We start from the raw sequence: 12,292 nt of genomic DNA, 5'->3' as shown, positions 1-12,292 counted from the left end.
TCAGCTCCGGCGGGCCTGGCGGAACGGGATGTCGCGATCGACCTCGGGTTCTTTGGCCAGGCCGAGTACGCGCTCGCCGATGATGTTGCGCTGGATCTGGTCGGTGCCGCCGCCGATCGAGGTGAAGAACGCGTTGAGAGTCAGGAAGTTGATGTCGTCGGCCTCGGGGTTCTCGGGGCCGGCCAAAAGTGCTTCGGCGCCGATGATCTCGGTCTTGAGGCGGGCCTCGGCGTGCAGGATGTTCGACATCGCCAGCTTGCCCAGAGACATGATCGAGCTGGAACTACCTTGTGCCGCAGCGGCTTTGGCTCGCGCATTGTTGAGTGAGTTGAGTTCGCGCAACGCCAGCACGTCGGCCAGCTCCTTGCGCACCGCGGGATCCTCCAGGCGGCCGTGATCGCGGGCCAGGCCGATGAGGTCGTCGGCGCGGGTGCGGTTGCGTGAGCCGCGCCCGCCGTCGCCCATGATCGACCGTTCGTAGGCCAGTGCGGTCTGCAGTACCCGCCACCCATTGCCTTCGCCGCCGAGCAGATAGGCGTCGGACACCCGAGCGTCGGTGATGAACACCTCGTTGAAGTGCGATTCGCCGGTGATCTGCACCAGCGGACGGACCTCGATGCCGGGCTGGCGCATCGGAATCATGAAGAAGCTCAAGCCCTTGTGCTTGGGCACGTCCCAGTCGGTGCGGGCGATCAGCAGCGCGTACTCGGCGGTGGTGGCGCCCGACGTCCACACTTTCTGGCCGTTGATCACCCACTCGTCGCCGTCGCGGACCGCGGTGGTGCGCACGGCGGCCAGGTCGGATCCGGCCCCGGGTTCGCTGTAGAGCAGGCAGGTGCGGGCACGTTCGGTCAGGAATTCACGCACCAGGTCGTTCTTGAGCTGGTCGGTGCCGAACTTGAGCGCGGTGTTGGCCGGGATGCTGTATTTGTCCTGGCGCGCACCGGGGGCCTTTACTGCCCGGAATTCCTGTTCGATGAGTGCGGCCAGTGCATTCGGGTACGCCCGCCCGAACCATTCGGTGGGGTATGTCGGCACCGCGTAGCCCGCGTCGAGAACTTTCTGCAGCCACGCCACCCGCTCGGGGGAGCTGACCCACGGATTGGTGGATTTCGGTAACCCAGCCCAGTTCTGGGCGAGCCAGTCGCGCACCTCGGTGCGCAGTTGATCGGCGTTGGGCAGGTCGTTGGCGGTCATCTTCAGGCGCCTTTCGACGAGAGGTAGCGCTCGCGGTGCAGCTCCGAGCCGCCGAGCAGTTGCAGGCCGGTGCGGGCCCGGCGCAGGAACAGGTGGGCCGGGTGCTCCCAGGTGAAAGCGATGCCGCCGTGCATCTGGATCGCCGACATGGCGGTCGTGTGGTAGGCCTCGGCGCAGGCGAATCCTGCCAGACCGATTGCACCACTGGCCATTTCGCTAGCCGCGTCATGTTCGGCCGCAGCGTGCTGGGCGGCCGAGGTGGCCGATTCCACCTGCACCAGCAGGTCGGCGGCCATGTGTTTGAGCGCCTGGAAGCTGCCGATGGGTCTGCCGAACTGGATCCGGGTCTTGAGGTAGTTCACGGTGATGTCGAAGATTCGCCGTGCCCCGCCCACCTGTTCACCGGCCAGCGCGATCACCGCGAGGTCGAGCGCCTGCTGCGCCGCGTCCCATCCCGCGGTGCCGAGACGGCGGGCGGGGGTGGCGTCGAACGTGTAGGTCGACAGCGGGACGGTCGGATCGAAAACCGTTGCGGCCGTGCGTTCGAAGCCGGCCGCTTCAGGTGCGACCTGGAAGACCCCGAAGTCGCCGTTGATGCGGGCCACGACCAGGATCACGTCGGCAACCTGACCGTGGATGACGTAGTGCGCGTTGCCGGTCAATGTGTAGTCGGTGTCGTCGGAGGTACCCGCCGATGCGGCGCGTACCGCGACGCCCTGCGGAGCCCAGGTGCCGCGGGCACCGGTCACCGCGACCGTCCCCACCGAGGTACCTGCGACCAGGCCCGGCAGTAGACGTTGCTTGTCGGCGTCGGTGCCTGCTGCCTCGATCAATGCCGACGCCAACACCGCGCTGGACAGGAAGGGTGCCGGGAGCAGCGCGGCCCCGGTCGCCTCGGCGACGGCCTCGAGCTCGAGGGCGCCCAGGCCGACGCCGCCGTACTCGCTGTCGACCAGCAGACCGGTGACTCCCTGGGCGGCGAGCTTGCGCCACAACTCGCGGTCGAATCCGTCGTCGCTGTCCATCGCCCGGCGCACGTCCTGCTCGGTGCACTCGTCGTGCAGCAACTCGGAGACCGCGGCGGCCAGTTCCGCTCGCTCGGCCACGCTGATCGTCATGGAGACCCGCCTTCCTCGTCGGGTCCATGCAATCCGGCATCGGTCGTGATGTAAATCACGGATTCGGACACCGGCACGTTTCCGATTGCGACATGCCGATGTCGAAGGTGGCAGGACGGCTCAGGCGGTGACGGCGATCTCGGCGGTCACCGCGCCGGTTGCCCGGATCAGGTCGGCCGGGGCGAGTGCGACGTCCCAACCCCGTTTTCCCGCGCTGCACAGCACCTTCTCGAACGTCAACGCCGAGGCGTCGACGACTGTGGGTAGCGGCTTGCGTTGCCCGAGTGGCGATATCCCGCCTACCACATATCCGCTGGAGCGCTGCGCCGCGGCAGGGTCGGCCATCTCGGCTTTGGGCACCCCCAGCGCCGCGGCCGCGGCCTTGAGCGACAGCTTGGTCGGCACCGGCAGTACCGCTACCGCCAGGCCCTTGGGCAGTGCGATGACCAGTGTCTTGAACACCTGCTCGGCGGCGAAGCCGTCCGCGGCCAGTTCTGCGACCGCTTCGGCGCCGAACGAATCGTTGCGAGGGTCGTGGTGGTACTGGACGACCTGATGGTCGATACCCGCGGAGATCAGGGCGGCGATCGCGGGGGTTGCTGCGCGGGCCATCGGCACAGGGTAGCGGGGCACGCCGGGAACACAGGGGCCCCTGCGTGCTGTTATTGCTCTCGACACCTGCTCAGCGCTACTTGTCGGTAGCACGCTCTAGGATCTAAGGAGGATTCTGGTGCCAACCGTATGCCTGGAACGGCCGGCGGATACCCGGTGGTATTCCGTACCTGTTGGTGGCGCCGCGACAGAAGGGAAGGTGTTTCCCACGATGACTGACGTCGAGCAGGCCGAGCCTGACGCGCCGCAGCCTCCTGCCGAAACTGATGCCGAGCTGACCGCCCGGTTCGAACGTGATGCCATTCCGCTGCTGGACCAGCTCTACGGTGGCGCGTTGCGGATGACCCGCAACCCCGCTGACGCCGAGGACCTGCTGCAGGAAACCATGGTCAAGGCCTATGCCGGTTTCCGGTCATTCCGCGAGGGTACGAATCTCAAGGCGTGGCTGTACCGCATTCTGACCAACACCTACATCAACAGCTACCGCAAGAAGCAGCGCCAACCCGCTGAGTACCCGACCGACGAGATCACCGACTGGCAGCTGGCGGCCAATGCCCAGCATTCTTCGACCGGTCTGCGATCGGCAGAGGTCGAGGCACTGGAGGCGCTGCCCGACACCGAGATCAAGGCAGCACTGCAGGCGTTGCCCGAGGAATTCCGGATGGCGGTGTACTACGCCGACGTCGAGGGCTTCCCCTACAAGGAGATCGCCGAGATCATGGATACTCCCATCGGGACCGTGATGTCCCGTCTGCACCGCGGCCGCAAGCAGCTACGTGACCTGCTGGCGGATGTGGCCAGGGATCGCGGCTTCATCCGAGGTCAGCAGCTTGGTGAGCCGGAGGAGGTCTCGTCATGAGTGACAAGCGCGATGAGGACGAGCGCTGGACCCCGCCGGTCGGTCCCGTCGACCCTGAGCACCCGGAGTGCGCCGCGGTGATCGCCGAGGTATGGACGCTGCTCGACGGTGAGTGCACGGCCGAAAGCCGCGACAAGCTCAAGCACCACCTCGAAGAATGCCCGGCCTGCCTGCGTCATTACGGGGTCGAGGACCGCGTCAAGAAGCTCATCGCGGCCAAGTGCAGCGGTGAAAAGGCCCCCGAGGGGCTGCGGGAACGGCTGCGGATCCAGATCAGCCGGACCACGATCATCAGGGGCTGACAGGGCACGTAGCCCTGGGTGGCCCGACGACAAACCGCCCGATCTCCGAAGGGAGTCGGGCGGTCACAGTCTGCCGAAGCGGCTAGCGCACTGACTTCGAACCGGCGTTGGGGCGCTTGCCGTGGTTCGCCTTCGAGTGCTTGCGGTCCCGCTTCTTGCGGCCACGCTTGGCCATGATGATCCTCCAGATGGTGTAAGGGCTTGCTCCCTAGTGTCTCATGCCCCGGGGGCGGCACCGTCCACCCGGGGTTGTGGTTCGATATAGGCCGCAGAAGTAGTCGGGTTAGCGCCGGAGTGAAGTGGGGTGAAGATGGCCGAGGACGTTCGCGCCGAAATCGTGGCCAGTGTGCTCGAGGTCGTGGTTCACGAGGGCGATCAGATCGGTGCGGGGGACACCCTGGTGCTGCTCGAGTCCATGAAGATGGAGATCCCGGTCCTCGCCGAGGTCGCGGGCACCGTCACCAAGGTCAACGTCGCCGAGGGCGACGTGATCCAGGCCGGCCATCTCATCGCGGTGATCGACTGATTCGGTTCATTTCCCTGCTCCCGGTGGACGTTGGCTGATGTCCACCCTCGGTGATCTGCTCGCCGAGCACACCATGTTGCCCGGCAGCGCGGTGGACCATCTGCATGCGGTGGTCGGGGAGTGGCAGTTGCTGGCAGATCTGTCGTTCGCCGACTATCTGATGTGGGTGCGCCGCGACGACGGCGTGTTGGTGTGCGTCGCGCAGGTGCGGCCCAACACCGCCCCCACCGTCTTGTTGGCCGACTCGGTCGGCACCTTGGCCGCGGCCGCAGACCTCCGCATCGTCACCACAGCCTTCGAGTCGGGTGCGATCGGTAGGGGAAACGGTGGTACGCAACGACATTCGCCCGACCTTCCCGGTCTGAACGTGGAAGCGGTGCCGGTGCGTCACCGCGATCACGTAGTTGCGGTGTTGACCCACCAAACCGCTCTGGCTGCCCGTCGGATGGCCAGCCCGCTGGAGGGCGCCTACCTGGACTGTGCGAGCGATCTGCTGCACATGCTGTCCGAGGGCACCTTCCCGAACGTCGGGGATCTGGCCATGTCGCGTTCCAGCCCGCGGGTGGGCGACGGGTTCATCCGCCTCGACGAGGTCGGCGACGTGGTGTTCGCCAGTCCCAACGCCATCTCGGCCTATCACCGCATGGGCCTGGCCTCCGAACTCGACGGGCACAATCTGGTCACCGTCACCCGGCCGTTGATCTCCGACCCGTTCGAGGCCCAGGAGCTGGCCAACCACGTCCGCGACTCGCTGGCCGGCGGCTCCAGCATGCGCATGGAGGTCGACGCCGGCGGTGCGGCCGTGCTGCTGCGAACGCTGCCGCTGGTCGTACATGGCGCCGCGGTCGGTGCCGCCGTGCTGATCCGCGACGTCACCGAGGTCAAACGGCGCGACCGTGCGCTGCTGAGCAAGGACGCGACCATCCGGGAGATCCACCACCGGGTGAAGAACAATCTGCAGACCGTGGCGGCCCTGCTGCGGTTGCAGGCGCGTCGGACCAACAACCTGGAGGCCCGCGAGGCGCTGATCGAATCGGTGCGGCGGGTGTCTTCGATCGCTCTGGTGCACGATGCGTTGTCGATGTCGGTCGACGAGGAGGTCAACCTCGACGAGGTGATCGACCGGATCCTGCCGATCATGAACGATGTTGCCTCGGTGGACACCCCGATCCGGATCAACCGGGATGGTGCCCTCGGCGTGCTCGACGCCGACCGGGCCACTGCGTTGATCATGGTGATCACCGAATTGGTGCAGAACGCCATCGAGCACGCCTTCGACGCCGACACGCCCCAGGGTTGCGTGACGATCCGGGCCGAGCGGTCGGCCCGCTGGCTCGATGTCGTGGTGCACGACGACGGGCGTGGGGTGCCCGACGGGTTCAGCCTGGAGAAGTCCGACCGGTTGGGCCTGCAGATCGTCCGCACGCTGGTTACCGCGGAACTGGACGGGTCGCTGGGCATGCACGATGTCGCGTCGGGCGGAACCGATGTGGTGCTGCGGGTCCCGATCGGTAGGCGGAGTCGCGGCGTTCAGTGAGCCCGGGCGGGGCACAGGACGTTCACAGTGGGACGTCAGTACCACTGAAGTAATTACGCAGTTGCGTCAATAGAAGATGTGATGACAATTACGCAATTTGCCACATGCAATTGTCGAAAAAATAAGCTATGGCCCCGACATTCGTCGGGGCCATAGCTTGCGTCGGGATCTGGACCGAAGGTCAGACTCCGGTGCGGGCCTTGGTGCGGGCGTTGCGACGCTTGAGCGCACGACGCTCGTCCTCGCTCATCCCGCCCCACACGCCGGCGTCCTGGCCGGAGTCCAAGGCCCAGGTGAGGCACTCAGTGGTTACCGGGCAGCGGTTGCAGACCAGCTTCGCGTCGGCGATCTGAGCAAGCGCCGGGCCACTGTTTCCCACGGGGAAGAACAGCTCCGGATCTTCGTCGCGACAGACGGCCTTGTGGCGCCAATCCATAAGATCAAACTCCTCGTTAGACATGTCATGTGTGCGCGGCAAAGCGCACCAGATTTTCTTCGGCTGTTAACGCGTGCACACGAATGTTTCTGCACTGTTGCATTGATGCTTTCACAGGCTGAACAGATGTCAATAGCATTGAGTTAACACGTGGGCAAAGTCACTGGGTGGGGCGGTGACCGGAACCCTCACTCCTGTGTACTACACTCTGGATCTAGCTGCGCCCTAATTCCACCCTAGGCGGTGTGTTTGCGCAGGTCAATCAATTTTCTTCGTCGGCGCGACGACGCTCAGTGCCTCGGGAACCGACGTGAAGGTCATACTTTCGCGCGTGCCGATGTAATCTCCGTCAATCTGGCAGGCAGCAGGCGTGTTGCTCGTCACGGTGACCGATGCGACGTTGTCGTCACGGATCAGATGCTTGGCTTCGAGGCGCGGGTTGCGGGCCACCATCTGGCGGACCAGTCGCAGATTCGCCCAGATGTTCATGCTCGTGGTGGCGAACACTCCCAAACCGGTGTCGAACGTGGTTTCGGGGTTCGTCCACACCGGGCGGCTGTTCGCATACGTCCACGGACTGGAGTTCGACACGAACGCGAAGTGCACTCCTTCGACCGGGTCGGCGCCCGGCAGATGCAGCGTGAGGGCCGGCTCCCTGCGCACGCTGGTCAGGAACTCGCGTACCGCCACCCGGATGTAGCGCGATGCGGTGACCTTGCGGCCCTTCGCACGCTGGGCCTCCACGGCCGCCACGACGTCACCATCCACGCCCATCCCGGCGGTGAACACACCCCAGCGCTCACCGCAGTCCATCAGACCGATGCGGCGCCACGCGCGTCCCATCCGATAGCCGCCGAGCAGGTCGACGAGTTGGTTGGTGGCCTCGATGGGATCGGGGCTGATGCCCAGGGCCCGAGCGAAGACGTTGGCCGAACCTCCCGGCACGACGGCCACTGCGGGCGCCAGGGCGGCATCGGGCCGAGTTCCACAGTCGCCGAGCACGCCGTTGACGACCTCGTTGACCGTGCCGTCGCCGCCGTGCACGATCAGCACGTCCACACCGTCACGGGCGGCGTCACGGGCGATCTCGATGGCGTGACCTCGGTGATTGGTGTGTTCGACGGTCAGCGTCACCCGGCTCTCCAGCGCGTGGGCGAGCAGGTCACGCCCGGCCGGGGTGGTCGAGGTCGCGTTCGGATTGACGATCAGCACGGCACGCACGGGGCATGAGCCTAACTGCGCAAGGTGTACAGCCGTTATTCGTAAATCTGTCCATTCAGGTAGCGCCACCGGCCGCCGACCCGCTCGAACCGGCTGCGTTCGTGAAGGATGTGGCGGCTTCCGTCGTGCTCGTACTGGGCGCGGAACTCGACCACGCCCGCGGTGTCGTCCTCGCCTCCCGACTCCGTGTCGACGATCTGCAATCGCCGCCAGATGAGGGTCTCGTCGAGGGTCAGGTCGGCGGGGCGGGTGTCGGGATGCCAGGAGTTCAGCAGGTAGCCGACGTCGCCGATGGCGAACGCGCTGAACCGCGACCGCATCAGTGCGACGGCCGTGGGGGCCCGGCGGGTGCCGGTGTGCAGCGGCCCGCAGCAGTCGTCGTAGGTGCGGCCGGTGCCGCACGGGCATGGGTTGTCGCTCGACACGCGGTCAAGTATCCCGGTAGGTCTCTTGCGCCGAGATCGACATCAGGGCTGTGGTTTTTGTCGAATCACAGCCCTGATGTCGATCTCGACGTCGTGAACCGGCGCAATCGGCACGGCCGACGCCCCGGTGCGTCTTGCCTGCCGGGACCCCTGCGCCGGTACCGTACGGAGGTGACCGAACGCCCGGGCAAGCCCTGTTTACTGCTCGTCAACGGACCGAATCTCAACATGCTGGGCACCCGGCAGCCTGAGATCTACGGGTCCACCACGCTGGCTCAGATCGAGCAGCGGGTGGCCGAGCTGGCCGCCGGGTTCGGCTTCGAGGTCCGCGCCGTGCAGAGCAACCATGAGGGTGCGCTGGTCGACGCCATCCAGGCGGCCCGACAGGACTGCGTCGGCATCATCATCAATCCCGCGGCCTACAGCCACACCTCGGTGGCGATCCGCGATGCGCTCAGCGCCGCCGAACTGCCCGTGGTCGAGGTTCACCTGAGCAATATCCACACCCGGGAGGCGTTCCGGCACCATTCCTATGTGTCGGCTGTCGCGCAGGTGGTGATCGCCGGCGCGGGTCCGGTCGGATACGAATACGCGGTCCGCTATCTGGCGGAGCGGCTGTCGTGATCCAGCCCCCCTCAATCCGGTATGCAGGTTTTCTGACCGCCGCCGAAGGGATTGCCGCGCTGATCATGGCGGTCGTGCTCCTGGTGCGGGCGGTGGGCGGTGCGGACCAGCACATCGTCAGCGGTTACGGCACGGCGATCTGGTTCGTGTTGATCGGTGGTGGGGTGCTCGCCGGCGGCTGGGCGCTGATCACGGCACGGCGTTGGGGCCGGGGGATCGCGGTGCTGACCAACCTGCTGTTGCTGCCGGTGGCCTGGTACGTGATCACTTCGCACCACGTGGTGTACGGCGTGCTGGTCGGGCTGCTCGCCCTGGTGACGCTGGGGCTGCTGTTCAGCCCGTCCTCGGTGGACTGGATCACCGGACGCAGCTAGCCGAGTCGCTCGGCGGCCAGCGCCGAAAGCTCGGGGCCCGATACCCGGTAGGTGGTCCACTCGGTCTGGGGCTTGCCGCCCACGGCGTCGTACAGCGCGATGGCGTTGACGTTCCAGTTCAGCACCGCCCAGGTCATCCGGGTGTAGCCCTGTTCGACGCATTCGGCGGCCAAGGTGGACAACAGCTTTCGGGCCAGCCCGCGGCGCCGGAAGGCCGGACGCACGTAGAGGTCCTCCAGGTAGAGTCCGGCGACGCCGTCCCAGGTGGAGAAGTTCAGGAACCACACCGCGGTCGCGGCAACCTGCCCGTCGACCTCCAGCATGTGTGCGTAGGCCACCGGTCGCTCGCCGAAAAGAGCTGTGTGCATCTGCTTTTCGGTGACGGTGCACTCGTCGGCGGCCCGTTCGAACTCGGCCAACTCGCGGATCATCGCGGTGATCTCGACCTCGTCGCCGGGCCGCGCCCGGCGGATCAACTCGCTCATGTCGCCCCTAGTCCAGTCAGGATGGTTCTGAATTTCGTGGTGGTCTCGTCGACTTCGTCATCGGGATCGGATTCGGCGACAATACCGCCGCCGGCACTGGCCAGTGCCGTGTATCGATCCGCGGACAACACCGCACAGCGAATCGACACCACCCAGCGTCCGTCGCCGCTGCTGTCGCACCAGCCGACGGCGCCCGCGTAGAACCCGCGGTCACCCTCCAATTCGCCGATCAGGGTGGCGGCGCGGTCGGTGGGCACTCCGCCGACCGCGGGAGTTGGGTGCAATGCCAGCGCGAGATCGATTGCCGTGGTGCGCTTTTCGCGTAGCCGACCGAGAACCGGGGTGCTCAGGTGCCACAACGCGTCGGTGCCGTGCAACTGTGGCTCCTCGGCGATCTGCAGGTCGGCGCACAACGGATCCAGCGCCTCGCGCATCATGTCGACGACCAGCTGATGCTCATGGCGGTTCTTCGCCGAGGCGGCCAGCGCAGCGGCGTTGGCCGCGTCGACGGCAGGATCGGCCGATCGTGGGGCTGACCCGGCGAACGGCTGGCAGATCACCGTCTCGCCCTCGCGTGCCACCAACAACTCGGGGCTCGCGCCCACCAGAGCCGTACCGGCATTCGCGCCTCCGGCCGGTGACAGGTCCGCCAGATAGACCGTGGCAGCTGGGTCGGCGTCGGCCAGTCGGCGTAACACGGTCCGCACCTCCCACGGCGAATCGGCGGTCAGGCGCAGCGCACGGGCCAGCACCACCTTGTCGATCGGGATCAGTGGATCCCGCAGCCGCCGGATCGCCTCGGCCACCCGCTCGCGGTGCACCGATCCCGGTGGCAGGGTTTCGCGCTCCACTACCGCCGGAGACGCATTCACGGGCCATTCGGGCAGCGCGTCGGTGAACCGGACCGTGTCGGGTTCATACAGGGCGGCCGGTGCGGTCGGGTCGAATGGCAACGCGCCCAGAACAATTGGCGTTCCCGACCGCAGCGCGTCCTGCGCGTCGGTGATGCCGGAAAACCCGGCGCGTACGCCCTCGGCCAGGACCGCCCCGTTCGGCCCGGCCAACACGAACGACGGGTTCACTGCGACAGACACGGGTTGGGGTGACCGGTGAGCCCGAGCGCGGTGATCTGGCGCACGCCGTGCTCGAATCCGCACACGGCCAGAGAAGCGGGCACCATCGACAGCCGGATGCCTTCGGACACCGGCAGTTCGGCCCAGCGGGTCAACATCGCGCGGGAGAAATGCCCGTGCCCGACGAACACGACGTCCCGGGCGGGCAGATGTTCCAGCGCCAATGCGACCGCGCGGTCGGCGCGGGCGCCGACCTGCTCGACGCCCTCACCGCCGGGGCAGCCATGCGTCCACACCAGCCAATCGGGCACTGTCTGGCGGATCTGAGGCGTGGTCAGTCCCTCGTAGTCGCCGTAATCCCACTCGGACAGCACCGGGTTGATCTCGTCGACGTGCAGGCCGGCCAGTTCGGCGGTGTCCAGCGCGCGGCGCCGGGGGCTGCTGATCACCAGCGGGTCGGTCAACTGCAGTTCGGCAAGTGCCGGGCGCGCCAGGACGGCCTGTTCCCGCCCGGTTTCGGTCAGGTCCTGCTCGGTGCGGCCGGTGTGCCTGCCGGTGGCCGACCACTCGGTCTCGCCGTGGCGGAGCAGGATCAGGCGGTGCAGGCGGTCGCTCACACCGGCGATTCTGCCGCACGTTCCGGCAATGCCGCCGGGAGCGTGCTTGGATGAAGGTGTGACGCGAGTATTAGCGGTCGCCAATCAAAAGGGTGGGGTAGCCAAGACGACGACGGTGGCGTCGCTGGGTGCGGCGATGTCCGAGCAGGGCCGACGGGTACTGCTCGTCGATCTGGATCCACAAGGCTGTCTGACGTTTTCATTGGGCCACGACCCGGACAAACTGCCGGTGTCGGTACACGAGGTGTTGCTCGGCGACGTCGAGCCGGGGGCGGCGCTGGTCGAGACGGCCGAGGGGATGACGCTGCTGCCGGCCAACATCGATCTGGCCGGATCCGAAGCCATGCTGTTGATGCGGGCCGGACGGGAGTATGCGCTCAAGCGGGCCCTGGCCAAGGTTTCTGGCGATTTCGACGTGGTGATCATCGACTGCCCGCCGTCACTGGGCGTGTTGACGCTCAACGGTCTGACGGCCGCGAACGAGGTGATCGTGCCGTTGCAGTGCGAGACCTTGGCGCACCGCGGTGTGGGCCAGTTCCTGCGCACGATCACCGACGTGCAGCAGATCACCAATCCCGAGCTGGCGCTGCTGGGCGCACTGCCGACGCTCTACGATTCGCGCACCACCCACAGCCGTGACGTGCTGCTGGATGTCGCGGACCGGTACGAACTGCCGGTGTTGGCCCCGCCGATTCCCCGCACCGTGCGGTTCGCCGAGGCCAGCGCGTCGGGATCCTCGGTGTTGGCCGGCCGCAAGAGCAAAGGTGGGCTGGCCTATCGCGAGCTGGCCCAGGCCCTGCTCAAACACTGGAAGTCCGGCAAGAAGCTGCCGACGTTCGCACCCGAGGTGGTGTAAGCAGCGCCTTCTCCGGTGGCAGGGGGTCGC

General features: G+C 66.7%; 16 protein-coding genes. 7 read left to right on the top strand and 9 right to left on the bottom strand.

The window, feature by feature from the left end:
• The 3 genes from AB0I14_RS10230 to ybaK all read right to left on the bottom strand — a co-directional run bounded on the left by AB0I14_RS10230 (position 1) and on the right by ybaK (position 2,927).
• Entirely contained in the window at positions 1-1,197 is a 1,197-nt protein-coding gene (locus tag AB0I14_RS10230) for an acyl-CoA dehydrogenase family protein (RefSeq protein WP_358019781.1), read from the bottom strand.
• Positions 1,198-1,199: 2 nt separating this feature from the next.
• On the bottom strand, positions 1,200-2,315 hold the full coding sequence (locus AB0I14_RS10225) for an acyl-CoA dehydrogenase family protein (protein WP_358019778.1): 1,116 nt from the start codon (positions 2,313-2,315) through the stop codon (positions 1,200-1,202).
• 120 nt (positions 2,316-2,435) lie between these two features.
• Positions 2,436-2,927: a Cys-tRNA(Pro) deacylase gene (gene ybaK / locus AB0I14_RS10220; protein ID WP_358019775.1), complete on the bottom strand. Its 492-nt coding sequence runs from the start codon at positions 2,925-2,927 to the stop codon at positions 2,436-2,438.
• Positions 2,928-3,138: 211 nt separating this feature from the next.
• On the opposite strand from ybaK, the gene AB0I14_RS10215 reads away from it, so the two are divergent.
• The 4 genes from AB0I14_RS10215 (at position 3,139) to AB0I14_RS10200 (ending at position 6,151) form a co-directional block, all read left to right on the top strand.
• Complete coding sequence (locus AB0I14_RS10215) at positions 3,139-3,786, top strand: sigma-70 family RNA polymerase sigma factor (protein ID WP_358019772.1); 648 nt, start codon at positions 3,139-3,141, stop codon at positions 3,784-3,786.
• Complete coding sequence (gene rsrA, locus AB0I14_RS10210; RefSeq protein ID WP_358019769.1) at positions 3,783-4,088, top strand: mycothiol system anti-sigma-R factor; 306 nt, start codon at positions 3,783-3,785, stop codon at positions 4,086-4,088. The genes AB0I14_RS10215 and rsrA overlap by 4 nt, the downstream gene beginning before the upstream one ends.
• A 310-nt stretch (positions 4,089-4,398) precedes the next feature.
• The gene (locus AB0I14_RS10205; RefSeq protein WP_039317638.1) at positions 4,399-4,614 is read left to right on the top strand and encodes a biotin/lipoyl-binding carrier protein; all 216 of its coding nucleotides are present in this window, start codon (positions 4,399-4,401) and stop codon (positions 4,612-4,614) included.
• Between the two features lie 37 nt (positions 4,615-4,651).
• Entirely contained in the window at positions 4,652-6,151 is a 1,500-nt protein-coding gene (locus AB0I14_RS10200) for a sensor histidine kinase (protein WP_358019766.1), read from the top strand.
• Between the two features lie 181 nt (positions 6,152-6,332).
• Here AB0I14_RS10200 and whiB1 read toward each other — a convergent pair whose 3' ends face one another.
• From whiB1 to AB0I14_RS10185, 3 genes are all read right to left on the bottom strand, one after another.
• A complete protein-coding gene (gene whiB1, locus AB0I14_RS10195; protein WP_003882795.1) occupies positions 6,333-6,587 on the bottom strand; it encodes a transcriptional regulator WhiB1 in 255 nt (84 codons plus the stop codon).
• A gap of 258 nt (positions 6,588-6,845) precedes the next feature.
• Positions 6,846-7,808: a diacylglycerol kinase family protein gene (locus AB0I14_RS10190; RefSeq protein ID WP_358019758.1), complete on the bottom strand. Its 963-nt coding sequence runs from the start codon at positions 7,806-7,808 to the stop codon at positions 6,846-6,848.
• A gap of 35 nt (positions 7,809-7,843) precedes the next feature.
• Positions 7,844-8,233: a YchJ family metal-binding protein gene (locus AB0I14_RS10185; protein ID WP_358019755.1), complete on the bottom strand. Its 390-nt coding sequence runs from the start codon at positions 8,231-8,233 to the stop codon at positions 7,844-7,846.
• A 171-nt stretch (positions 8,234-8,404) separates the two neighbouring features.
• Between AB0I14_RS10185 and aroQ the strand changes: the two genes are divergently transcribed.
• Positions 8,405-8,857, top strand: coding sequence for a type II 3-dehydroquinate dehydratase (aroQ, locus tag AB0I14_RS10180; RefSeq protein WP_358019752.1), 453 nt, complete (start codon positions 8,405-8,407; stop codon positions 8,855-8,857).
• Positions 8,854-9,231, top strand: coding sequence for a hypothetical protein (locus AB0I14_RS10175; protein WP_358019749.1), 378 nt, complete (start codon positions 8,854-8,856; stop codon positions 9,229-9,231). Before aroQ ends, AB0I14_RS10175 begins: the two co-directional genes overlap by 4 nt.
• On the opposite strand, the gene AB0I14_RS10170 is transcribed toward AB0I14_RS10175, so the two are convergent.
• Genes AB0I14_RS10170 through AB0I14_RS10160 form a run of 3 tightly spaced genes read right to left on the bottom strand, consistent with a single transcriptional unit; the run spans position 9,228 to position 11,406 of the window.
• Entirely contained in the window at positions 9,228-9,716 is a 489-nt protein-coding gene (locus AB0I14_RS10170) for a GNAT family N-acetyltransferase (protein ID WP_358019746.1), read from the bottom strand. The genes AB0I14_RS10175 and AB0I14_RS10170 overlap by 4 nt on opposite strands.
• Positions 9,713-10,810: an isochorismate synthase gene (locus AB0I14_RS10165; RefSeq protein ID WP_358019743.1), complete on the bottom strand. Its 1,098-nt coding sequence runs from the start codon at positions 10,808-10,810 to the stop codon at positions 9,713-9,715. Before AB0I14_RS10165 ends, AB0I14_RS10170 begins: the two co-directional genes overlap by 4 nt.
• Positions 10,795-11,406 carry an acid phosphatase gene (locus AB0I14_RS10160; RefSeq protein WP_358019740.1) on the bottom strand — a complete coding sequence of 204 codons (612 nt, stop codon included), beginning with the start codon at positions 11,404-11,406 and terminating at the stop codon, positions 10,795-10,797. Before AB0I14_RS10160 ends, AB0I14_RS10165 begins: the two co-directional genes overlap by 16 nt.
• A 28-nt stretch (positions 11,407-11,434) precedes the next feature.
• Between AB0I14_RS10160 and AB0I14_RS10155 the strand changes: the two genes are divergently transcribed.
• Positions 11,435-12,262 (top strand): ParA family protein, encoded by an 828-nt coding sequence (locus AB0I14_RS10155; protein WP_358019737.1) that lies wholly within the window; start codon positions 11,435-11,437, stop codon positions 12,260-12,262.
• The last annotated feature ends 30 nt before the right edge of the window (positions 12,263-12,292 follow it).

Source organism: Mycobacterium sp. NPDC050441, assembly GCF_040655355.1.
In the GTDB taxonomy this organism is placed as follows: domain Bacteria; phylum Actinomycetota; class Actinomycetes; order Mycobacteriales; family Mycobacteriaceae; genus Mycobacterium.
The sequence above is the reverse complement of the archived record's forward strand: the minus strand, read 5'-3'. Positions and strand labels throughout refer to the sequence as shown.

Excerpts from the sequence above, each read along its gene's own strand:
- AB0I14_RS10230 (WP_358019781.1), bottom strand. The coding sequence starts at position 1,197 with ATGACCGCCAACGACCTGCCCAACGCCGATCAACTGCGCACCGAGGTG.
- AB0I14_RS10225 (WP_358019778.1), bottom strand. The coding sequence starts at position 2,315 with ATGACGATCAGCGTGGCCGAGCGAGCGGAACTGGCCGCCGCGGTCTCC.
- ybaK (WP_358019775.1), bottom strand. The coding sequence starts at position 2,927 with ATGGCCCGCGCAGCAACCCCCGCGATCGCCGCCCTGATCTCCGCGGGT.
- AB0I14_RS10215 (WP_358019772.1), top strand. The coding sequence starts at position 3,139 with ATGACTGACGTCGAGCAGGCCGAGCCTGACGCGCCGCAGCCTCCTGCC.
- rsrA (WP_358019769.1), top strand. The coding sequence starts at position 3,783 with ATGAGTGACAAGCGCGATGAGGACGAGCGCTGGACCCCGCCGGTCGGT.
- AB0I14_RS10205 (WP_039317638.1), top strand. The coding sequence starts at position 4,399 with ATGGCCGAGGACGTTCGCGCCGAAATCGTGGCCAGTGTGCTCGAGGTC.
- AB0I14_RS10200 (WP_358019766.1), top strand. The coding sequence starts at position 4,652 with ATGTCCACCCTCGGTGATCTGCTCGCCGAGCACACCATGTTGCCCGGC.
- whiB1 (WP_003882795.1), bottom strand. The coding sequence starts at position 6,587 with ATGGATTGGCGCCACAAGGCCGTCTGTCGCGACGAAGATCCGGAGCTG.
- AB0I14_RS10170 (WP_358019746.1), bottom strand. The coding sequence starts at position 9,716 with ATGAGCGAGTTGATCCGCCGGGCGCGGCCCGGCGACGAGGTCGAGATC.
- AB0I14_RS10155 (WP_358019737.1), top strand. The coding sequence starts at position 11,435 with ATGCCGCCGGGAGCGTGCTTGGATGAAGGTGTGACGCGAGTATTAGCG.